This is a genomic window from Pseudomonas sp. DTU_2021_1001937_2_SI_NGA_ILE_001 (assembly GCF_032463525.1).
GTDB lineage: Bacteria > Pseudomonadota > Gammaproteobacteria > Pseudomonadales > Pseudomonadaceae > Aquipseudomonas.
Genome location: NZ_CP135971.1, coordinates 2,667,429 through 2,688,041, shown reverse-complemented (window position 1 = coordinate 2,688,041; position 20,613 = coordinate 2,667,429). Strand labels below are relative to the sequence as shown.

18 protein-coding genes are annotated in these 20,613 nt (G+C 65.3%); 13 read left to right on the top strand and 5 right to left on the bottom strand.

What is annotated here, in order from left to right:
* Positions 1-97: 97 nt before the first annotated feature.
* The 3 genes from gatB to gatC are packed head-to-tail and all read right to left on the bottom strand — an operon-like array spanning position 98 to position 3,310.
* A complete protein-coding gene (gene gatB / locus RRX38_RS11525; protein ID WP_315962559.1) occupies positions 98-1,543 on the bottom strand; it encodes an Asp-tRNA(Asn)/Glu-tRNA(Gln) amidotransferase subunit GatB in 1,446 nt (481 codons plus the stop codon).
* Between the two features lie 13 nt (positions 1,544-1,556).
* On the bottom strand, positions 1,557-3,008 hold the full coding sequence (gatA, locus tag RRX38_RS11520) for an Asp-tRNA(Asn)/Glu-tRNA(Gln) amidotransferase subunit GatA (RefSeq protein ID WP_315962558.1): 1,452 nt from the start codon (positions 3,006-3,008) through the stop codon (positions 1,557-1,559).
* Between the two features lie 14 nt (positions 3,009-3,022).
* Positions 3,023-3,310, bottom strand: a complete 288-nt coding sequence (gene gatC, locus RRX38_RS11515; RefSeq protein WP_295474270.1) for an Asp-tRNA(Asn)/Glu-tRNA(Gln) amidotransferase subunit GatC — start codon at positions 3,308-3,310, stop codon at positions 3,023-3,025.
* A 206-nt stretch (positions 3,311-3,516) separates the two neighbouring features.
* Here gatC and mreB point away from each other — a divergent pair, with 206 nt between their 5' ends.
* The 8 genes from mreB (at position 3,517) to tldD (ending at position 14,750) form a co-directional block, all read left to right on the top strand.
* Complete coding sequence (gene mreB, locus RRX38_RS11510; protein WP_295474267.1) at positions 3,517-4,554, top strand: rod shape-determining protein MreB; 1,038 nt, start codon at positions 3,517-3,519, stop codon at positions 4,552-4,554.
* A gap of 230 nt (positions 4,555-4,784) precedes the next feature.
* Positions 4,785-5,873 carry a rod shape-determining protein MreC gene (gene mreC / locus RRX38_RS11505; RefSeq protein ID WP_410524903.1) on the top strand — a complete coding sequence of 363 codons (1,089 nt, stop codon included), beginning with the start codon at positions 4,785-4,787 and terminating at the stop codon, positions 5,871-5,873.
* Complete coding sequence (mreD, locus tag RRX38_RS11500; protein ID WP_295474263.1) at positions 5,866-6,357, top strand: rod shape-determining protein MreD; 492 nt, start codon at positions 5,866-5,868, stop codon at positions 6,355-6,357. The genes mreC and mreD overlap by 8 nt, the downstream gene beginning before the upstream one ends.
* 54 nt (positions 6,358-6,411) lie before the next feature.
* The gene (locus tag RRX38_RS11495; RefSeq protein WP_315962557.1) at positions 6,412-7,011 is read left to right on the top strand and encodes a Maf family protein; all 600 of its coding nucleotides are present in this window, start codon (positions 6,412-6,414) and stop codon (positions 7,009-7,011) included.
* Positions 7,008-8,465, top strand: coding sequence for a ribonuclease G (gene rng / locus RRX38_RS11490; protein WP_295474256.1), 1,458 nt, complete (start codon positions 7,008-7,010; stop codon positions 8,463-8,465). Before RRX38_RS11495 ends, rng begins: the two co-directional genes overlap by 4 nt.
* 147 nt (positions 8,466-8,612) lie before the next feature.
* The gene (locus tag RRX38_RS11485; protein WP_315962556.1) at positions 8,613-12,428 is read left to right on the top strand and encodes a YhdP family protein; all 3,816 of its coding nucleotides are present in this window, start codon (positions 8,613-8,615) and stop codon (positions 12,426-12,428) included.
* Between the two features lie 34 nt (positions 12,429-12,462).
* Positions 12,463-13,308: a carbon-nitrogen hydrolase family protein gene (locus tag RRX38_RS11480; protein ID WP_295474251.1), complete on the top strand. Its 846-nt coding sequence runs from the start codon at positions 12,463-12,465 to the stop codon at positions 13,306-13,308.
* A 2-nt stretch (positions 13,309-13,310) separates the two neighbouring features.
* Complete coding sequence (gene tldD, locus RRX38_RS11475) at positions 13,311-14,750, top strand: metalloprotease TldD (RefSeq protein ID WP_315962555.1); 1,440 nt, start codon at positions 13,311-13,313, stop codon at positions 14,748-14,750.
* Positions 14,751-14,771: 21 nt separating this feature from the next.
* Here tldD and yjgA read toward each other — a convergent pair whose 3' ends face one another.
* A complete protein-coding gene (gene yjgA / locus RRX38_RS11470) occupies positions 14,772-15,293 on the bottom strand; it encodes a ribosome biogenesis factor YjgA (protein ID WP_295474246.1) in 522 nt (173 codons plus the stop codon).
* A 107-nt stretch (positions 15,294-15,400) separates the two neighbouring features.
* Here yjgA and pmbA point away from each other — a divergent pair, with 107 nt between their 5' ends.
* Complete coding sequence (pmbA, locus tag RRX38_RS11465; RefSeq protein ID WP_295474243.1) at positions 15,401-16,747, top strand: metalloprotease PmbA; 1,347 nt, start codon at positions 15,401-15,403, stop codon at positions 16,745-16,747.
* A 143-nt stretch (positions 16,748-16,890) separates the two neighbouring features.
* Here pmbA and RRX38_RS11460 read toward each other — a convergent pair whose 3' ends face one another.
* A complete protein-coding gene (locus tag RRX38_RS11460) occupies positions 16,891-17,097 on the bottom strand; it encodes a DUF6124 family protein (RefSeq protein ID WP_315962554.1) in 207 nt (68 codons plus the stop codon).
* A 539-nt stretch (positions 17,098-17,636) separates the two neighbouring features.
* On the opposite strand from RRX38_RS11460, the gene RRX38_RS11455 reads away from it, so the two are divergent.
* Genes RRX38_RS11455 through RRX38_RS11440 form a run of 4 tightly spaced genes read left to right on the top strand, consistent with a single transcriptional unit; the run spans position 17,637 to position 20,486 of the window.
* Entirely contained in the window at positions 17,637-18,020 is a 384-nt protein-coding gene (locus tag RRX38_RS11455; RefSeq protein ID WP_315962553.1) for a FagA protein, read from the top strand.
* Positions 18,013-19,389, top strand: coding sequence for a class II fumarate hydratase (locus tag RRX38_RS11450; protein ID WP_315962552.1), 1,377 nt, complete (start codon positions 18,013-18,015; stop codon positions 19,387-19,389). Before RRX38_RS11455 ends, RRX38_RS11450 begins: the two co-directional genes overlap by 8 nt.
* Positions 19,390-19,420: 31 nt before the next feature.
* Entirely contained in the window at positions 19,421-19,873 is a 453-nt protein-coding gene (locus RRX38_RS11445) for a hypothetical protein (RefSeq protein ID WP_315962551.1), read from the top strand.
* A 1-nt stretch (position 19,874) separates the two neighbouring features.
* Positions 19,875-20,486 (top strand): superoxide dismutase, encoded by a 612-nt coding sequence (locus tag RRX38_RS11440; RefSeq protein ID WP_295474228.1) that lies wholly within the window; start codon positions 19,875-19,877, stop codon positions 20,484-20,486.
* Positions 20,487-20,613 lie beyond the last annotated feature (127 nt).

The window sequence follows — 20,613 nt, the reverse complement described above, 5'->3', positions numbered from 1 at the left end:
TTCCCGGTTGACGCCTGGGGTGACCTGCGGGGCGGTTCAGCCGCGAGAGGCCATGCATCGGCCTTCACGGCGCAAACCGCCCCCACAGGGGCGGCGATCAGCCTTCGAGTTTGGCCTTGAGCAGTTCGTTCACCTGCTGCGGGTTGGCCTTGCCTTTGGAGGCTTTCATCGCCTGGCCGACGAAGAAACCGAACATCTTGCCGCGCTTGGCCTCGTCGGCCGCGCGGTACTGTTCGACCTGCTCGGCGTTGGCGGCCAGGACTTCGTCGAGCATCGCCTCGATGGCGCCGCTGTCGGTAACCTGCTTGAGGCCGCGCTTGTCGATGATCTCGTCGGCGCTGCCTTCACCGTTGGCCATGGCTTCGAAGACCATCTTGGCGATCTTGCCGGAGATGGTGTTGTCGCGGATGCGCAGCAGCATGCCGCCCAGTTGCTCGGCGCTGACCGGCGACTCGTCGATTTCCAGGCCCTGTTTGTTGAGCAGGCTGCCCAGTTCGACCATCACCCAGTTGGCCGCCAGCTTGGCGTCGCCGCTGAGGCTCACCACCTGCTCGAAGTAGTCGGCCTGTTCACGGCTGCTGGCCAGCACGGTGGCGTCGTAGGTCGACAGGCCGAACTGGCTCTGGAAGCGCTCGCGCTTCTGCTGTGGCAGCTCGGGCAGGGTGGCGCGGGTCTGCTCGATGAACGCGTCCTCGATGATCACCGGCAGCAGGTCGGGGTCGGGGAAGTAACGGTAGTCGTTGGCTTCCTCCTTGCTGCGCATGGCGCGGGTCTCGTCCTTGTTCGGGTCGTACAGGCGGGTCTGCTGCACGACCTTGCCGCCGTCTTCGATCAGGTCGATCTGGCGCTGGATCTCGCTGTTGATGGCCTTCTCGATGAAGCGGAACGAGTTGACGTTCTTGATCTCGCAGCGCGTGCCGAACTCGGCCTGGCCCTTCGGCCGGACCGAGACGTTGCAGTCGCAGCGCAGCGAGCCTTCGGCCATGTTGCCGTCGCAGATGCCCAGGTAGCGCACCAGGGCATGGATGGCGCGTACATAGGCCACGGCTTCCTTGGCACTGCGCATGTCCGGCTCGGAGACGATCTCCAGCAGGGGCGTACCGGCGCGGTTCAGGTCGATGCCGCTCATGCCGCTGAAGTCTTCGTGCAGGCTCTTGCCGGCGTCTTCTTCCAGGTGCGCGCGGGTGATGCCGATACGCTTGACGGTGCCGTCTTCCAGGGTGATGTCCAGGTGGCCCTTGCCGACCACCGGCAGGTCCATCTGGCTGATCTGGTAGCCCTTGGGCAGGTCCGGGTAGAAGTAGTTCTTGCGCGCGAACACGTTGTGCCGGCCGATCTCGGCGTTGACCGCCAGGCCGAACTTCACCGCCATGCGCACGGCTTCTTTATTGAGCACCGGCAGCACGCCCGGCATGCCAAGGTCGACCAGGCTGGCCTGGGTGTTGGCCTCCGAGCCGAAGGTGGTGGCGCTGCCGGAGAAAATCTTCGATTGGGTCAAAAGCTGGGTGTGGATCTCCAGCCCGATGACGACTTCCCATTGCATGTGTGTTCTCTCCTCAGAAGCCTTCAGGGGTGCGCTTATGCCAGTCAGTGACCAACTGGTACTGGTGGGCCACGTTCAGCAGGCGGCCTTCCTTGAAGTACGGGGCGAGCAACTGCACGCCGACGGGCAGGCCGTCGACGAAGCCGGCCGGCATCGACAGCCCTGGCAGGCCGGCGAGGTTGGCGGTGATGGTGTAGACGTCTTCCAGGTAGGCGGCGACCGGGTCGCTGCTCTTGGTGCCGAGCTTCCAGGCCGGGTTCGGCGTGGTCGGGCCGAGGATCACGTCGACCTCGGCGAAGGCGTTCATGAAGTCGTTCTTGATCAGGCGGCGGATCTTCTGCGCCTTGAGGTAGTAGGCGTCATAGTAGCCGGCCGACAGCGCGTAGGCGCCGACCATGATGCGCCGCTGCACCTCGGCACCGAAGCCCTCGCCACGCGAACGCTTGTACAGGTCGGTGAGGTCCTTGGGCTCTTCGCAGCGGTAGCCGAAGCGCACGCCGTCGAAGCGCGACAGGTTGGACGAAGCCTCTGCCGGAGCGATGACGTAGTAGGCCGGAATGCCGTGCTGCAGGTTGGGCAGGCTGATTTCCTTGACCACTGCGCCGAGCTTTTCCAGTTCCTTGATGCTGTCCTGCACCAGCTGGGCGATGCGCGGGTCGAGGCCGGCGCCGAAGTATTCCTTCGGCAGGCCGATGCGCAGGCCCTTGAGCGAGTCATTGAGGCTGGTGCTGTAGTCCGGCACCGGTTCGTCGATGCTGGTGGAGTCTTGCGGGTCGAAACCGGCCATGCCTTGCAGCAGCAGCGCGCAGTCTTCGGCAGTGCGCGCCAGCGGGCCGCCCTGGTCGAGGCTCGACGCGTAGGCAATCATGCCCCAGCGCGATACGCGCCCGTAGGTGGGCTTGAGGCCGGTGAGGTTGGTCAACGCCGCCGGCTGGCGGATCGAACCGCCGGTGTCGGTGCCGGTGGCGGCCGGCAGCAGGCGCGCAGCCACGGCAGCGGCGGAACCGCCGGACGAGCCGCCCGGAACGTGTTCCAGGTTCCAGGGGTTCTTCACTGCACCATAGTGGCTGGACTCGTTGGCCGACCCCATGGCGAATTCGTCCATGTTGGTCTTGCCCAGGGTCACGGCACCGGCGGCGGCCAGCCTGGCCACTACGGTGGCGTCGTAGGGGGCCTTGAAGTTGTCGAGCATGCGCGAGGCGCAGCTGGTGCGGATGCCCTTGGTGCAGAACAGGTCCTTGTGGGCCACGGGGGCGCCGAGCAGGGCGCCGTTCTCGCCGGCGGCGCGGCGGGCGTCGGCGGCCTGGGCCTGGGTGATGGCCAGGTCTTCGGTGACGGTGATGAAACTGTTGAGCTGCGGGTCGAGGCGCTTGATGCGCTCGAGCAGGTTGCGGGTCAGCTCTTCAGAGGAGAATTGCTTGTCGGCGAGTCCGCGGGCGATCTCGGCCAGAGTCATTTGATGCATGCAGGCGCTTTCCCTTACTCGATGACTTTCGGAACCAGATACAGGCCCTGTTCGACCGCCGGAGCGATGGCCTGGTATTCGTCACGGTGATTCTGCTCGGTCACGGCGTCTTCGCGCAGGCGTTGCGCGGCTTCCAGCGGGTGAGCCAGCGGCTCGATACCGGTGGTGTCGACCGCTTGCATCTGGTCGACCAGGCCGAGAATGCTGTTCAGTGCTTCGGTGGTACGTGGCAGATCGGCTTCATTCAGGCCCAGGCGGGCCAGGTGAGCGATCTTTTCCACGTCGCTGCGTTCGAGCGCCATGGGGAATCTCCATATGCAGGGCGACGGATTGGATCCGTGGACGGATAGCGGAACACAACGGCAGTTTGTCGGTCTGAAACCGCAAACGCGCAGGGTCGTGCTTGGAAAACCGCCAATTTAACATATTGGCTCCTTGCCCAAAATCCCTGTCGTTGTTAGAGTTTGCCGCACTTTTTTACCCACGCGTTCCCTAGGGTCCCCTTCCCATGTTCAAGAAACTGCGTGGCATGTTTTCCAGTGATCTTTCCATCGACCTGGGCACTGCCAACACCCTTATTTACGTGCGTGAGCGCGGTATTGTCCTGAATGAACCCTCGGTCGTCGCCATCCGTACCCACGGTAACCAGAAGAGCGTCGTGGCCGTAGGCACCGAGGCCAAGCGCATGCTGGGCCGTACCCCAGGCAATATCGCCGCCATCCGCCCCATGAAGGACGGTGTCATCGCCGACTTCAGCGTCTGCGAAAAGATGCTGCAGTACTTCATCAACAAGGTTCACGAGAATAGCTTCCTGCAGCCCAGCCCACGCGTGCTGATCTGCGTGCCATGCAAATCGACCCAGGTCGAGCGTCGTGCCATCCGCGAATCGGCGCTGGGCGCCGGTGCCCGCGAAGTGTTCCTCATCGAAGAGCCCATGGCTGCGGCCATCGGTGCCGGCCTGCCGGTCGAAGAGGCCCGTGGCTCGATGGTCGTCGACATCGGCGGCGGCACCACCGAGATCGCGCTGATCTCCCTCAACGGCGTGGTGTATGCCGAGTCCGTACGCGTCGGCGGTGACCGTTTCGACGAAGCCATCGTGACCTACGTGCGCCGCAACTACGGCAGCCTGATCGGCGAATCCACCGCCGAGCGCATCAAGCAGGAAATCGGCACCGCCTTCCCGGGCGGCGAAGTCCGTGAAGTCGACGTCCGTGGCCGCAACCTGGCCGAAGGCGTACCACGGGCCTTCACCCTCAATTCCAACGAAGTGCTCGAAGCCCTGCAGGAGTCCCTGGCGACCATCGTGCAGGCGGTCAAGAGCGCCCTGGAACAGTCGCCGCCCGAGCTGGCCTCGGACATCGCCGAGCGTGGCCTGGTGCTGACCGGTGGTGGCGCGCTGCTGCGTGACCTCGACAAGCTGCTGGCCCAGGAAACCGGCCTGCCGGTGATCGTCGCCGAAGACCCGCTGACCTGTGTGGCGCGTGGCGGTGGCCGTGCGCTGGAGATGATGGACAAGCATGCCATGGACCTGCTTTCCAGCGAGTGATCCTTCGCAGGCGCTCGCCGGCGGTTCTTCGTCTACAGGCAGCCTTCGCGCTGCCTGTACGCGTCGGCCTTCGTTCGGCCCGGACGCCCGACGCGCCTTTCATCTGCCCAGGCTTTTCGTGCTCATGACCCACTGCCAAGCAAGGCCCCATCCTTCGAGCGAATGCCCGAAAGGAGCGGCCCATTAAACCGCTGTTCACCAAAGGCCCTTCGCTGGGCGTGCGCCTGCTCGTGCTGGCGGTGCTCTCGGTTGCCCTGATGGTCGTGGACGCCCGTTTCACCCTGCTCAAGCCAGTGCGCAGCCAGATGTCGCTGGTGCTGATGCAGGCCTACTGGGTCGTCGATCTGCCGCAGCGCCTGTTCCAGGGCGTCGCTACCCAGTTTGGCAGTCGTACCGAGCTGCTCGCCGAAAACGAAAAACTCAAGACCGAAGCCCTGCTGCTGCAGGGGCGCCTGCAGAAGCTGGCGGCGCTGACCGAGCAGAACGTGCGGCTGCGCGAGTTGCTCAATTCCTCGGCGCTGGTCAATGAAAAGGTCGAAGTCGCCGAACTGATCGGCACTGACCCCAACCCCTTTACCCACCGGATCATCATCAACAAGGGCGAGCGTGATGGGGTGTTTCTCGGCCAGCCGGTGCTCGACGCTCGCGGGCTGATGGGCCAGGTGGTCGAACTGATGCCTTACACCGCGCGGGTGCTGCTGCTCACCGACACCACCCACAGCATTCCGGTACAGGTCAACCGTAACGGCCTGCGCGCCATCGCCAGCGGCACCGGCAACCCGGAGCGCCTGGAACTGCGCCACGTCGCTGATACCGCCGACATCAAGGAAGGCGACCTGCTGGTCAGCTCCGGCCTCGGCCAGCGCTTCCCGGCCGGTTACCCGGTGGCGACGGTCAAGGAAGTCATCCACGATTCGGGCCAGCCGTTCGCCATCGTGCGAGCGGTGCCTACGGCGGCGCTGAACCGCAGCCGTTACCTGCTGCTGGTATTCTCCGATGGGCGTTCGCCCGAGGAGCGTGCCGCCGAGGCCGCCCAGGCCCAGGAAAGCGCCGAGCGTCACGCCGCCGAGACGTCTGCCCAGCCAGCGGCACCGGCGGCCTATGCGCCGGTGCTGTCGAACATCCCTGGTGCCTTGTTGCCGTTCTACCCGAGCAACCTGCCGGTGACGCGCCCGGCGACCACGCCTGCACCTGCGACCCAGCCGGCCGCCCGTGGCAACCCGGCCCCGGCTGCGAACGGCAGTCGCCCGGCGTCCAGGCCGGCTTCATCCACACCGGCCCGAGCGCCGTCCAGCTCCCGGGAGCCTACCGATGGTTAGTCATGTCTCCGGACGCAACGGTTGGGTGGTCTGGCTGACCTTTGCCATCGGCCTGCTGCTCAGCGTCATGCCGCTGCCGCAGTTCATGGAAATCTTCCGCCCCATGTGGCTGGCCCTGCTGCTGACCTTCTGGACCCTGGCCCTGCCGCAGAAGGTGGGCATGACCACCGCCTGGCTGCTGGGCCTGATGGAAGACGTGCTGTACGGCACCCTGTTGGGCCAGAACGCGCTGATCCTCACCCTGATCACTTGCCTGATAATGGCTTTGCAGCCGCGCCTGCGGATCTTCCCGGTGTGGCAGCAGTGCCTGGTGCTGCTGGTGGTCTACGGGGTGGCGCAACTGGTGCAGCTGTGGCTCAGTGCCCTGACCGGTAACCGTCAGCCCACCCTGGCGCTGGTGTTGCCGGCGCTGGTCAGTGCCCTGTTGTGGCCGTGGATCAGCTACGGCCTGCGCGGTCTGCGCAAGCGCCTGAAAATCAATTGAGCGGCGCTTCTGCCCCAGCTTCTGCGGGAGCGTCGCTGACACGGAGACGTCCCCATGCCTTCGCTCTACCTGGCTTCCGGTTCCCCGCGGCGACGTGAACTGCTCACCCAGATCGGCGTACCGTTCAGCGTTCTGAGCGCCGAGATCGACGAAACCCCGCTGCCCGACGAAGAACCGGCCGCCTATGTCGAGCGCCTGGCCTGCGCCAAGGCGCGTGCCGGCCAGGCACTATTGGGTGAGGATGGTGGCTGCGTGATGGGCGCCGACACCGCCGTGGTGCTCGACGGGCGCATCCTTGGCAAGCCCGTGGACCGCCAGGACGCCCTGGATACCCTGGCGGCGCTTTCCGGGCGTGAGCATCAGGTGCTCACCGCAGTCGCCCTGGTCGACGGCTCGCGCTGCGTCAGCCGGGTGGTCACCAGCCGCGTGCGCTTTCGTCCGATCAGCAGCGTCGAGGCACACGCCTACTGGCGCAGCGGCGAACCCCGCGACAAGGCCGGCAGCTACGCCATCCAGGGGCTGGCGGCGATTTTCGTCGAGGCACTGCACGGCAGCTATTCGGCGGTCGTGGGCCTGCCACTGTGCGAAACCGCAGACCTGCTGGGCCATTTCGGCATACCCTGTTGGCAAGGCCTGGAAGGTGAGCAGCCATGAGTGAAGAAATCCTGATCAACATCACGCCGATGGAATCCCGTGTGGCGGTGGTGGAGAACGGCGTGTTGCAAGAGGTTCACGTCGAGCGAACGCAGCGTCGCGGCATCGTCGGCAATATCTATAAAGGCAAGGTGGTGCGGGTGCTGCCCGGCATGCAGGCGGCCTTCATCGATATCGGCCTGGACCGTGCGGCGTTCATCCATGCTTCGGAAATTTCCCTGCGCGAAGGCTCGGCGGTAGAGCCGATCAGCTCGCTGGTGCATGAGGGCCAGAGCCTGGTGGTGCAGGTCACCAAGGACCCCATCGGCAGCAAGGGCGCGCGCCTGACCACCCAGCTGTCGATCCCCTCGCGTTACCTGGTGTACATGCCGCGTACTGCCCATGTGGGCATCTCGTTGAAGATCGAGGACGAGGCCGAGCGCGAGCGGCTCAAGAAGGTGGTCAGCGACTGCGTCGAGCAGGAAGGCATCACCGAGACCGGCGGCTTCATCCTGCGTACCGCCGCCGAGGGCGCCGGGGCCGACGAGATCCTCATGGACATCCGCTACCTGCGTCGGCTCTGGGACCAGATCGGCGAGCAGATCAAGACCATCAGCCCGCCCAGCGTCATCTACGAAGATCTCGGCCTGGCCCTGCGCACGCTGCGTGACCTGGTCAGCCCGCGCATCGAGAAGATCCGCATCGACTCGCGAGAGACCTTCCAGAAGACCGGGCAGTTCGTCACCGAACTGATGCCCGAAATCGCCGATCGTCTGGAGCATTACCCCGGCGAGCGGCCGATCTTCGACCTCTACGGCGTTGAGGACGAAATCCAGAAGGCCCTCGAGCGCAAGGTGCCGCTCAAGTCCGGCGGCTACCTGGTGGTCGACCCGGCCGAGGCGATGACCACCATCGACGTGAACACCGGCGCGTTCGTCGGCCACCGCAACCTCGAAGAGACCATCTTCAAGACCAACCTGGAAGCCGCCACGGCCATCGCCCGGCAACTGCGCCTGCGCAACCTGGGCGGGATCATCATCATCGACTTCATCGACATGGAAGATGTCGAGCACCAGCGCCAGGTGCTGCGTACCCTGGAAAAGCAGCTCGAACGCGACCATGCCAAGACCAACATCATCGGCATCACCGAGCTGGGCCTGGTGCAGATGACCCGCAAGCGCACCCGGGAAAGCCTCGAACAGATTCTTTGCGAGCCCTGCCATTGCTGCCATGGGCGCGGCAAGCTGAAGACCCCGGAGACCATCTGCTACGAGATCTTCCGCGAGATTCTCCGCGAAGCCCGCGCCTACCAGGCGGTGGGGTATCGGGTGCTGGCCAACCAGCGAGTGGTCGATCGTCTGCTCGACGAGGAGTCGGGCAACGTGGCCGAGCTGGAGGCGTTCATCGGCCGCACCATCCGTTTTCAGGTCGAATCGATGTATTCCCAGGAACAATATGACGTTGTACTGCTCTAGTAGGAGCGAGCTTGTCGTGCAAGCCGCCACGTCCCATGCATCGATGCGAGTAACGCGTGACCAGTGAATCCATCCCGACGCCCGCCAAGGCCGGTTGCTCCCGGCCCGTGCACCTGAATCCGCTGCCCTGGCACAGGCGCCGCTGACATGGCTCGCCTGTCTCGCCTGCTGGCGACCCTGACCCGTTGGAGCCTGGGGCTGTGCGCCACGCTGCTGATCCTGGCGGCCCTGTATGTCAGCCTTGGCCGGCAACTGGCGCCGATGCTGGCTGAATACCGTGCCGACGTGGAAGACCGTGCCGGTGCAGCCCTGGACATGCCCTTGCGCATCGGCCGCCTGGAGGGCCGCTGGAGCGGTTTTGCCCCGGTGCTGCTGGCCCATGACGTTACGGTGGGCGAGGGTGGCAATGCCTTGCGTCTGGACCAGGTGCGGGTGGTGCCGGCGCTGTGGGCCAGCCTGAAGGCCCGCCAGGTACGCATCGCGCATCTGGAGGTCAGTGGCCTGCAAGTGGTGCTCAGCCAGGATGCCGAAGGCCAGTGGAGCCTGCAGGGCATTCCCCGGCGTGACGATACGCCCACCGATCCCGAACACGTGCTCGAACAACTGCAGCAGGTCGCGCACCTGTCGCTGCTCGACAGCCAGATCACCGTGCAACCGCACGATGCGACGCCGATGACCTTCACCTACGTCAATGCCAGCCTGAGCAGTGGCACCCGGCAGCAGCGCCTGGACGCGCGACTCAACCTGCCCGACGGCCAGCCCGTGGCGCTGGATGTGCACACACGCATCGATGCCAGCCACTGGCGTGACGCCCAGGCCCAGGTGTACCTGAGCCTGCCACAGAGCGACTGGGCCGCCTGGCTGCCAAAGAGCCTGACCGGAGACTGGCATATCGCGACCTTCAAGGCCGGTGGCGAATTCTGGCTGGAGTGGGGCGCCGGTGCCTTGCAGAGCGCCGCCGTGCGCCTCAATGCGCCGCACATCAACGGCCGCTATGCCGAGCGCAAGGCGGCGCAAATCGACAACCTGGCGCTCAATGCCTGGCTGACCCACAGCGACCAGGGCTATCAGGCCAAGGTCAGCTCCCTGGCCATGAGCCTGGGCGAACAGCGCTGGGAAAGCCGCCTGACCGCGCGGCAGACTCTGGCCGATGGCGAGCGGCCGGCGGCCTGGCACGTCGAGGCCGACCGCCTGGACCTGACCCCGCTGACCCCGTTGCTCGACGCCCTGGCGCCGCTGCCCGACACCCTGCGCGAGGTGGTGAACCGTCTCAACGTGACCGGTGGCCTGCGCAACGTCATGCTCGACTGGCGCCCCGACGTGGTGGGCGACGAGCGTCTGAGCTTTGCCGCCAACCTCGACCGCGTCGGCTTCGACGCCTACCACGGCGCCCCGGCGGCCGGTAACGTCAGCGGCGCGATCAGCGGCAATCTGGGCAAAGGCGAACTGCGTCTGGACAGCGAAGACTTCATGCTGCACCTCGATCCGATCTTCGCCAAACCCTGGACCTACCCCAAGGCCAATGCACGCCTGACCTGGACCCTCGACGAAGAGCGTTTCACCCTGGTCGCGCCGTACATCAAGGTGCTGGGTGACGAAGGCAAGATCGCCGCCGACTTCCTGATTCGCATCTTCCTCAAGCCCGGCCATGAGGACTACATGGACCTGCGGGTGGGCATGACCGACGGCGATGGCCGGTACACCGGCAAGTACCTGCCGGCGGTGCTGACCCCGGCGCTGGACCACTGGCTGCGCACCGCCGTAGTGGCCGGTGACGTGCATCAGGGGTTCTTCCAGTACCAGGGTTCGCTGCACAAGAACGCGCCCGACACCGCGCGGGTGATCAGCCTGTTCTTCGACGTGGGTAACGCCACCCTGGCCGTAGAGCCCGGCTGGCCGTTGCTGACCGGCGTGAACGGCAAGGTCTACGTCGAGAACAGCGGCGTGCGCATCAAGGCCGACAAGGGGCAGATGCTCGATACCCAGATCAGTGACGTGAAGGTGGAAGTGCCTCATGTGCCGAGCGGGCAGACCAGCCACCTGCTGGTGGATGGCAAGTTCGCCGGCAGCATGGTCGATGGTTTGAAGATTCTCCAGAGCGCGCCAATCGGCACTGCCAAGGCCTTCGCCGGCTGGGAGGGCGAGGGCCCGCTGAACGGCGCGCTAAAGCTGGACATTGCGCTGGAAAAGGGTCCGGAACCCAAGGTCGTAGTGGATTTCGCCAGCGAGGGCGCGCGCCTCAAACTGCCTGACCCGCCCCTGGAACTGAGCCAGCTCAAGGGCGATTTCCGCTTCGACAGCGCCCGCGGCCTGTCGGGCAAGAACATCAGCGGCCAGGCCTTCGGACGCCCGGTGACGGCGCAGGTGTTCGCCGAGGGCAAACCGGGCGCGAATGTCACGCGGATCACCGCCAGCAGTCAGATCGAGATCAAGCGCCTCACCGAATGGCTGGGTTTCAACCAGCCGATTCCGGTGTCGGGCGACATTCCCTACCAGTTGCAACTGACCCTGGATGACGCCTCGACGCCCCTGGCGATCACCTCCGACCTGCGCGGCGTGACCATCGACCTGCCGGCGCCGTTCGGCAAGAGCGCCGAACAGGCGCGTGCCAGCGAACTGCGCATGACCCTGCAAGGCAGCGAGCGCCGTTATGACGCGGCCTACGCCGATATGGCCAATCTGGCCTGGGCCGCGCCGGCCAGCGACCCGTTGCAGGGCCGTGGCGAGCTGTTCCTCGGCCAGGGCGGTGCCGTGGTACCGCAAGCCAAGGGGCTGCGCGTCAGCGGCAGCCTGCCGGAACTGGACATCGCGCCCTGGCAGGCGGTGGCGCAGCGCTACAGCGGCAACGACCCGGGTGGCAACGCCCGGCAACTGCTCAACCGTGTCGACCTGCAGCTGGGCAAGCTGACCGCCATGGGCACCACCCTCGACCAGGCCCGCGTGCAGCTGCAACGCAGCGGCCCGGCCTGGCAGTTGTCGCTGGACAGTGCCCAGGCCAAGGGCAACGCCACGCTGCCGGATGCCAAGAATGCGCCGCTGGACATCGCCATGCAGTACGTGCGCCTGCCAGCAGCCGATCCGGCCGCGCAGGCCTCGGACAACGCACCTGACCCGCTGGGCGATGTCGACCCACGCAACATTCCTGCGCTGAACGTGAAGGTCGACCAGTTGTTCCAGGGCGAGCAACTGCTCGGCAGTTGGGGCCTGAAAACCCGCCAGACACCTGCCGGGCTGCGCTTCAACGACATGAGCCTGGGCCTCAAGGGCCTGCAGCTGACCGGCGAAGGCGGCTGGGAAGGCGCCCCTGGCGCCAGCAGCAGCTGGCTCAAGGGCCACGTGACGGGCAAGAACCTCGGCGACGTGCTCAAGGCCTGGGGCTTCGCGCCCACGGTGACCAGCGAGAAGTTCGACCTGGACATCGACGGCCGTTGGCCCGGCTCGCCGGCCTGGGTGGGCCTGAAGCGCTATTCGGGCACGCTGGATGCCAATCTTGCCAACGGCCAGTTCGTCGAAGTCGAAGGCGGCGCACAGGCCCTGCGCGTATTCGGCCTGCTCAACTTCAACTCCATCGGCCGGCGCCTGCGCCTGGACTTCTCCGACCTGTTGGGCAAGGGCCTGAGTTACGACAAGGTCAAGGGCGTGCTGGTGGCCAGCGATGGCGTTTACGTGACTCGCAAGCCCATTACCCTGACCGGCCCGTCGAGCAACCTGGAGCTTGATGGCACTCTGGACATGGTCAAGGACCGCGTCGATGCCAAGCTGCTGGTGACCCTGCCGCTGACCAATAACCTGCCGATCGCCGCGCTGATCGTCGGTGCGCCGGCCATCGGTGGTGCGCTATTCATCGCTGACAAGCTGCTGGGCGACCGCGTTGCACGTTTCGCCAGCGTCCAGTACAAGGTCGAAGGGCCCTGGAAAGAGCCGAAGATCACCTTCGACAAACCCTTCGAGAAACCACAGTGATGGCGCGGCCCGCCGCACGATCCGGGAGAGCAGCGTGACATTCGCGGTCATCCAGATGGTCAGCCAGAGCGACATCGATGCCAACCTGCGCCAGGCCCGTGCCCTGCTGGAGCAGGCGGCGGGGCAGGGCGCGCGCCTGGCGGTGCTGCCGGAAAACTTCTCGGCGCTGGGGCGGCGCGATGCCGCTGCGCTGGGCCATGCCGAAGCCACCGGGCAGGGACCGGTGCTGCCCTGGTTGAAACAGGCGGCCCGCGACCTCAGGTTATGGATAGTCGCCGGCACCTTGCCGTTGCCGCCCGAGGGGCAGCCCGATGGCAAGGTCACGGCCTGCTCGCTGCTGATCGACGAATACGGCGCACAGGTCGCACGCTATGACAAGCTGCACCTGTTCGATGTGGATGTGACGGACAATCGCGGGCGCTATCGTGAATCCGATGACTATGCTCATGGGAGCCGCATCGTGGTCGCCGATACCCCGGTCGGGCGTCTGGGCCTGAGTGTCTGCTACGACCTGCGCTTCCCGGAGCTGTACACGGCCCTGCGTGAAGCCGGTGCCGAGCTGATCAGCGCGCCGTCGGCGTTCACGGCGGTGACCGGCGCGGCGCACTGGGAGGTGCTGATCCGCGCCCGCGCCATCGAGACCCAGTGCTACCTGCTGGCCGCCGCGCAGGGTGGCGTGCATCCCGGCCCGCGGGAAACCTGGGGGCAGGCGGCGATCGTCGACCCTTGGGGGCGCATCCTGGCCGAGCAGGCCAAGGGCGAGGGCGTGCTGCTGGCCCAGCGCGACAACGAAGAACAGGCGTCCATCCGGGCGCGGATGCCGGTGTCGAGTCACCGGCGATTTTCAGTGCAGGACGCGGTGCGGCCTGCTTCGGAGTGAATATGAGTCACGTGTCCTCAGTCAGCGAACATCTCCTGGCCCCCGGTGGCCTGAGCCTGGACAACCTGCAGTCGGTGCTGGGCGAGCTGGCCGGGCCTGGCATCGATGCCGCCGACCTGTATTTCCAGGGCATCATTTCCGAGTCCTGGGCCCTTGAGGACGGTATCGTCAAGGAAGGCAGCTTCAACCTCGACCAAGGCGTCGGCGTACGCGCGCAGTCCGGTGAAAAGACCGGCTTCGCCTACAGCAACGCGATCAACCTCGAAGCCCTGACGGCGGCGGCCCGTGCCGCCCGTTCGATTTCCCGCGCCGGGCAGAACGGCCGCGTGCAGGCCTTCAGTGCCCAGGATGTCGCGCAGCTCTACGCACCGGACAACCCCCTTGAAGTGCTCAGCCGCGCCGAGAAGGTCGAGCTGCTCAAGCGTATCGACGTCGCCACCCGTGCCCTCGACCCACGTATCCAGCAGGTTTCGGTGAGCATGGCCGGGGTCTGGGAGCGTATTCTGGTGGCCGCAGCCGATGGCAGCCTGGCCGCCGATGTACGCCCGCTGGTGCGCTTCAATGTCAGTGTCATCGTCGAGCAGAACGGTCGCCGCGAGCGCGGCGGGCACGGCGGTGGCGGGCGCACCGACTACCGTTATTTCCTCAACGAAGACCGCGCCATGGGCTATGCCCGCGAGGCCTTGCGCCAGGCGCTGGTCAACCTCGAAGCGGTGCCGGCCCCGGCCGGTACGCTGCCGGTGGTGCTCGGTTCGGGCTGGTCCGGCGTGCTGTTGCACGAGGCGGTCGGTCATGGCCTGGAAGGCGACTTCAACCGCAAGGGCAGCTCGGCCTACAGCGGACGCATGGGCGAGAAGGTGGCGTCGAGCCTGTGCACCATCGTCGACGACGGCACCCTGGCCGGTCGCCGGGGTTCGCTGAGCGTCGACGACGAAGGCACACCGACCCAGTGCACCACGCTGATCGAGAACGGTGTGCTCAAGGGCTACATGCAGGACAAGCTCAACGCCCGGCTGATGGGCGTGGCGCGTACCGGCAACGGTCGCCGCGAGTCCTACGCGCACTTGCCGATGCCGCGCATGACCAACACCTACATGCTCGGCGGGCAGAGCGACCCGCAGGAAATCATCGCCTCGGTGAAGAAAGGCCTGTACTGCGCCAACCTCGGCGGTGGTCAGGTCGACATCACCAGCGGCAAGTTCGTGTTTTCGACCAGCGAGGCCTACCTGATCGAAGACGGGCGCATCACCACGCCGGTCAAGGGTGCGACCCTGATCGGCAACGGGCCCGAGGCCATGAGCCGGGTGTCGATGGTCGGCAACGACCTGGCGCTGGACAGCGGCGTCGGCACCTGTGGCAAGGATGGTCAGTCGGTGCCGGTCGGCGTAGGCCAGCCGACCCTCAAGCTCGATGCGATCACCGTGGGCGGCACCGGGGCTTGAGTGGCGTGCAGGGGGAGGGCTTCAGCGCAGGCCGCGCTGCAGCTCGTCCACTTCGCGGATGTATTTGAAGATCTTGCGGCTCGAGGCCGGCGGCTTGTTGCGCGCCACCTCGTGCTGGGCCTGGCGGATCAGCGAGCGCAGTTGCTGGCGGTCGGCATCGGGGTACTCGGCGACGAATTTTTCCAGGTCGCCGTCATCACCGCCGATCAGCCGGTCGCGCCAGCGCTCCAGGGCGTGGAAGCGCTCGTTGTACTGGCGGGTCGAGCTGTCGAGCTGGTCGACCATGGCGAGGATGGCTTCCTGGTCCTGGTCGCGCATCAGCTTGCCGATGAACAGGATGTGCCGTTTGCGCGCGGCGTGGGCCGTGTGCTTCGGGGCTTCGGCCAGCGCCTTGCGCAGGCCGTCGGTCAGCGGCAGCTTGTCCAGCAGGTCGGGTTTGAAGGTCGTCAGGCGTTCGCCAAGCTCTACCAGAGCCTGCATTTCACGTTTTACCTGGGTTTTGCTTTTCTCCCCATCAAGGGAGTCGTCGTAAGAATCAACCATGGGGGCCGTCCGAAAATAAACGGCGCCATGATAACCAGTCGGGGGCCGCTTGTCCGGCCCGCTCGGTATACGGGCCGTGCCGAAAGCAGAATTTGATGGAGAAAGTCATGAGTGCAACCCCAAGCGTCGGCCCGCAGGCCTTGCCCGCCCTGCAGGAACAGGTCGAGCAGATCATCGCCGAAGCGCGCCGCCAGGGCGCCACGGCCTGTGAAGTGGCGGTGTCCGTGGACCAAGGGTTGTCGACCTCGGTGCGCCAGCGCGAAGTCGAGACCGTCGAGTTCAATCGCGACCAGGGTTTCGGTATCACCCTGTACGTTGGCCAGCGCAAGGGCTCGGCCAGCACCTCCGCCACCGGCCCGGAGGCGATCCGCGAAACCGTCGCCGCCGCCCTGGCGATTGCCGAGCACACCTCCGAAGACCACAGTGCGGGGCTGGCCGATGCTGCGCTGATGGCGCGGGATATCCAGGATTTCGACCTGTTCCACCCGTGGGACATCAGCCCCGAGCAAGCCATCGAGAAAGCTCTGGCCTGCGAGGCGGCGGCCTTCGAAGCCGACAGCCGCATCCGCAATGCCGACGGCACCACCCTCAACACCCATCAGGGCTGCCGGGTGTACGGCAACAGCAACGGTTTCATCGGCGGCTACGCCTCCACCCGGCACAGCCTGAGCTGCGTGATGATCGCCGAAGACGGCGGCCAGATGCAGCGCGACTACTGGTATGACGTCAACCGCCAGGGCGAACTGCTGAGTGATGCGCAGAGTATCGGGCGCAAGGCCGCGCAACGGGCTGCCAGCCGCCTCGGTGCCCGCCCGGTGCCGACCTGCGAAGTGCCGGTGCTGTTCTCGGCCGAGCTGGCCGGTGGTCTGTTCAGCAGCTTCCTGGGGGCGATTTCCGGCGGCAACCTGTACCGCAAGTCATCCTTCCTGGAGGGCACGCTGGGCCAGCGCCTGTTCCCCGAGTGGCTGACCATCGACGAGCGTCCGCACCTGATGCGCGCCCTGGGCAGCGCGGCATTCGACGGCGACGGCCTGGCGACCTATGCCAAGCCGTTCGTCGAGAATGGCGACCTGGTGTCCTATGTGCTGAGCACCTACTCGGGGCGCAAGCTGGGCATGCCGAGCACGGCCAACGCCGGCGGTGTGCATAACCTGTTCGTCACCCATGGCAGCGAGGATCAGGCTGCGCTGCTGCGCCGCATGGGGCGTGGCCTGCTGGTCACCGAATTGATGGGCAGCGGCCTGAACATGGTCACCGGCGACTACTCGCGGGGCGCCGCGGGTTATTGGGTAGAGAATGGCGAGATCCAGTTCCCGGTCCAGGAAGTCACGATTGCCGGCAACATGCGCGAGATGTTCCGCCAGATCGTCGCCGTGGGCAGCGACCTGGAGCTGCGCGGCAACATTCGCACCGGCTCGGTGCTGATCGAGCGCATGACCGTCGCGGGCAGCTGATCCTTCAAGGCGGCACCAGTAGGAGCGGCTTTAGCCGCGAATCGCCAGGATATTAACTGCATCGGTGGTGAAGTGCAGTGAATTCGCGGCTGAAGCCGCTCCTACCGGGTGTGGCTGGAGCACCGCTATGAGCCCTGCTTGAATCAGGCCGTTTCCAGCCGCTCCAGGGTTTCGTCGAGCAGTGACTGGGCCAGGCCGATCAGGTGATGGGTGGATAGGGCCAGATCGCGTTGCGGGCCGTTGAGCTGATCGGCGCTTTCATAGGCGGTGGCGGCGGCGCTGCGTAGCACGTTGTGGATGTGGAGCAGGGCGTCTTCGAGGCAGGGTGGGTCGGGAATTACGGTTTTCATGACGTCGTCCTGATGAGGGCCACCGGACGGACGCTGCTAAACGTGCGAGAGGTGGCGGCTTTGTCGCGGGTTAGCAGACCGGTGGACGACGCAAAAACCGGCGCACCCGAAGGTGCCCCACGCAAAGCCGCCATAGGCGGTACATGCGTGCGGTCGTCACAACGAGCTGCTAAACCCGATCGCTGATATTCAGCGACGAACGCAGCCTAGTGTTCGACGATACCCCATGCAAGAGGCCGGGATTTTCTCGGAAAGTTCGCACAAATGAAAGCGAAATGACCGCAGGAAAAGCCTGACTGATGGGTAGGAATTGCCCCGGCAAGCGAAATTTCCCCCTTGATCAGCCCGACAGGGTAGGAGCGGCTTCAGCCGCGAAGACGGCGTCACATTCACAGCAAATGTATTTTCTTTACCGGCATTTTCGCGGCTAAAGCCGCTTGTACCCGATTCTTGCGCTCGTGGCCTCGGCAAATTCCAGGGTTGTCATGATTCTTAATCTCAATTAATAATGAGTATCATTAATTGGGTGAGAGGGGCTCATGGCGTCTGTCCTGCATGAATTGCCGCAGCTGCAAAGCTGGCACGCACTGGGTCTGCGGATCCGTTGCGGGCTCGACCCGGACGAGCCTCGCCTCATCGATCACTACCTCGCCGAAGGCCGCTATCTGGCCCGCTTCAAGGGCATTCCCAATCGCCATATCGCCCAGGCCTCATTCCGCCTGTTGCTCGACACCGCCCGCGACACGGTGCTGCCGTGGCACTGGCGCTGCCTGTGCCTGGACCAGTGCTGGCGGCCGCTGCGGGATCTCAAGACCCTGGCGAGCGACCGCCAATGGCGCGCCTGCGCCTATGAGCTGGCCAGCTGCGTGCTGCAACCTTCGATTTCTCTCACTGAACTGCTGCAAGGACATTCCGATGAGTAATACCCGTATCGAACGCGACAGCATGGGTGAACTGCAGGTGCCCGCCGAGGCGCTGTACGGTGCCCAGACCCAGCGTGCGGTAGACAACTTCCCGATCAGCCAGCAGCGCATGCCGCGGCAGTTCATCCGTGCCTTGCTGCTGGCCAAATCTGCCGCAGCCAAGGCCAACCTGGAGCTGCAGCAGATCAGTGCCGGGCAGAGCCGTGCCATCGTCCAGGCCGTCGAGCAACTGCTGGCCGAGGACTTCATGGTGCATTTCCCGGTGGATATCTTCCAGACTGGCTCCGGCACCAGCTCCAACATGAACGCCAACGAGGTGATCGCCACCCTGGCCACACGCATCCTGGGCGAGACGGTCAACCCCAACGACCATGTCAACTGCGGCCAGAGCAGCAACGACATCATCCCTACCACCATCCATGTCAGTGCCGCCTTGGCCTTGCATGAGCACCTGCTGCCGGCACTGGAGCACCTGGTCAAGGTCACTGCCGACAAGGCCGTACAGGTGCATCCGTTCGTCAAGACCGGCCGCACCCACCTGATGGACGCCATGCCGGTGCGCATGAGCCAGGTGCTCGACGGCTGGGCCAGCCAGCTGCGCGCCAACATCGTCAACCTGCAGGCGCTGCAGCCGAGCCTGCAGTCCCTGGCCCAGGGTGGCACCGCCGTCGGCACCGGCATCAACGCCCACCCCGAATTCGCCCAGCGCTTCAATGCTCACCTGAGTGCCCTGAGCGGAGTGACCTTCACCCCTGGCCAGAACCTGTTTGCGCTGATCGGTTCGCAGGACACCGCCGTGGCCGTCTCCGGTCAGCTCAAGGCCACTGCGGTCTCGCTGATGAAGATCGCCAACGACCTGCGCTGGATGAACTCCGGCCCCTTGGCCGGGCTTGGTGAGATCGAACTCGAAGCCTTGCAGCCCGGGTCGTCGATCATGCCGGGCAAGGTCAACCCGGTGATCCCCGAGGCCACCGCCATGGTCGCCGCCCAAGTGATCGGCAACGACGCGGCGATCACGGTGGCCGGGCAGTCGGGCAACTTCGAGCTGAACGTGATGTTGCCGATCATCGCCGACAACCTGATGCGCAGTATCGAGCTGCTGGCCAACGCCAGCCGCCTGCTGGCCGACAAGGCCATCGCCAGCTTCAAGGTCAACCAGGCCAAGCTCCAGGAGGCGCTGTCGCGCAACCCGATCCTGGTCACCGCACTCAACCCGATCATCGGTTACCAGAAGGCCGCCGAGATCGCCAAGAAGGCCTACCAGCAGGGCCGCCCCATTATCGATGTGGCCCTGGAACACACCGACCTGCAACGCAGCCAGCTGGAGACGTTGCTCAACCCCGAAAAACTCACCGCCGGCGGGATCTGAGCGAGTCGCGCCCGGCGTTCTGGAGGTGATCATGCAGCATTGGAAACGCACCATCGAACAGGCCAATCGCTGTTTCAACCTCGGCGACTGGGTCGAGGCTCGTGAGTTGTACCTTCAGGCCCTGGCGCTCGCCCAGGTGCTGTTCGAGCGCTGGGCGGACGCGGACGAAGCCGTGGCCGCCTGCGTCATTTCCCATCACAACCTGGCCGACCTGCACCTGAGCCTGGGGCAGCCGGAGGAGAGCGCCGAATACCTCTGCGCTATCCATCAGCGGCTGCTGCAGGCCGTTCAGAACCCACGGCTGCCCGAAGCCCTGCGCCAGGCGGCCTTGCGCCACAGCAACCACACCTATGCCGAGCTGCTGAATTTCATCAGCGAACACGGTGAGTACCCGCGCACCCAGCGCCTGCTGAGCGGCGTGGGTGAGCGTGAGCCTGGCGTGCGCCGGCATTCGCCGATCGGCCAATACCAAGGAGTCCACTGATATGCCCTATACCTTGCCTGCACTGCCCTACGCCTACGAGGCGCTGGAGCCGCACGTCGACACGCAAACCATGCAGATCCACCACACCAAGCACCACCAGACCTACATCGATAACATCAACAAGGCCATCGCCGGCACCGAGTACGAGTCGCTGCCGGTCGAAGAGCTGGTGGCCAGGGTCAACAGCCTGCCGGAAAACCTGCGCCCGGTGGTCATCAACCACGGCGGCGGGCACGCCAACCACTCGCTGTTCTGGACCGTGATGAAGCCCCAGGGCGGTGGCCAGCCAAGCGGTGTGCTGGCCCAGGCCATCGATACGCAACTGGGCGGCTTCGAAGCCTTCAAGAGTGCGTTCACCGACGCGGCGGTCAAGCGCTTCGGCAGCGGCTGGGCCTGGCTGAGCGTTACCCCAGAGAAAAAACTGGTGGTCGAGCACAGCGCGAACCAGGACAGCCCGCTGATGCACGGCAACACGCCGATCCTGGGCCTGGATGTCTGGGAGCACGCCTACTACCTGAAGTACCAGAACCGCCGCGCCGAATACATCGGTGCCTTCTACAACGTCATCAATTGGGATGAAGTGGCGCGCCGCTACCAGGCAGCGCTGGGCTGATGCTCGTGGTGGAAAAAGCCGCGCAGGGTAGAGGTTCAAGTACTGCGGGCGTGCGTCTCAAGCGCTTGCGCCGGGTTCTGGGCAGCCTGTTGTTGTTTGGCGGAGTTGTCCTGCTGGTGGCCCACGC

Excerpts from the sequence above, each read along its gene's own strand:
- gatB (WP_315962559.1), bottom strand. The coding sequence starts at position 1,543 with ATGCAATGGGAAGTCGTCATCGGGCTGGAGATCCACACCCAGCTTTTG.
- gatA (WP_315962558.1), bottom strand. The coding sequence starts at position 3,008 with ATGCATCAAATGACTCTGGCCGAGATCGCCCGCGGACTCGCCGACAAG.
- gatC (WP_295474270.1), bottom strand. The coding sequence starts at position 3,310 with ATGGCGCTCGAACGCAGCGACGTGGAAAAGATCGCTCACCTGGCCCGC.
- mreB (WP_295474267.1), top strand. The coding sequence starts at position 3,517 with ATGTTCAAGAAACTGCGTGGCATGTTTTCCAGTGATCTTTCCATCGAC.
- mreD (WP_295474263.1), top strand. The coding sequence starts at position 5,866 with ATGGTTAGTCATGTCTCCGGACGCAACGGTTGGGTGGTCTGGCTGACC.
- RRX38_RS11495 (WP_315962557.1), top strand. The coding sequence starts at position 6,412 with ATGCCTTCGCTCTACCTGGCTTCCGGTTCCCCGCGGCGACGTGAACTG.
- rng (WP_295474256.1), top strand. The coding sequence starts at position 7,008 with ATGAGTGAAGAAATCCTGATCAACATCACGCCGATGGAATCCCGTGTG.
- RRX38_RS11485 (WP_315962556.1), top strand. The coding sequence starts at position 8,613 with ATGGCTCGCCTGTCTCGCCTGCTGGCGACCCTGACCCGTTGGAGCCTG.
- tldD (WP_315962555.1), top strand. The coding sequence starts at position 13,311 with ATGAGTCACGTGTCCTCAGTCAGCGAACATCTCCTGGCCCCCGGTGGC.
- yjgA (WP_295474246.1), bottom strand. The coding sequence starts at position 15,293 with ATGGTTGATTCTTACGACGACTCCCTTGATGGGGAGAAAAGCAAAACC.
- pmbA (WP_295474243.1), top strand. The coding sequence starts at position 15,401 with ATGAGTGCAACCCCAAGCGTCGGCCCGCAGGCCTTGCCCGCCCTGCAG.
- RRX38_RS11460 (WP_315962554.1), bottom strand. The coding sequence starts at position 17,097 with ATGAAAACCGTAATTCCCGACCCACCCTGCCTCGAAGACGCCCTGCTC.
- RRX38_RS11455 (WP_315962553.1), top strand. The coding sequence starts at position 17,637 with ATGGCGTCTGTCCTGCATGAATTGCCGCAGCTGCAAAGCTGGCACGCA.
- RRX38_RS11450 (WP_315962552.1), top strand. The coding sequence starts at position 18,013 with ATGAGTAATACCCGTATCGAACGCGACAGCATGGGTGAACTGCAGGTG.
- RRX38_RS11445 (WP_315962551.1), top strand. The coding sequence starts at position 19,421 with ATGCAGCATTGGAAACGCACCATCGAACAGGCCAATCGCTGTTTCAAC.
- RRX38_RS11440 (WP_295474228.1), top strand. The coding sequence starts at position 19,875 with ATGCCCTATACCTTGCCTGCACTGCCCTACGCCTACGAGGCGCTGGAG.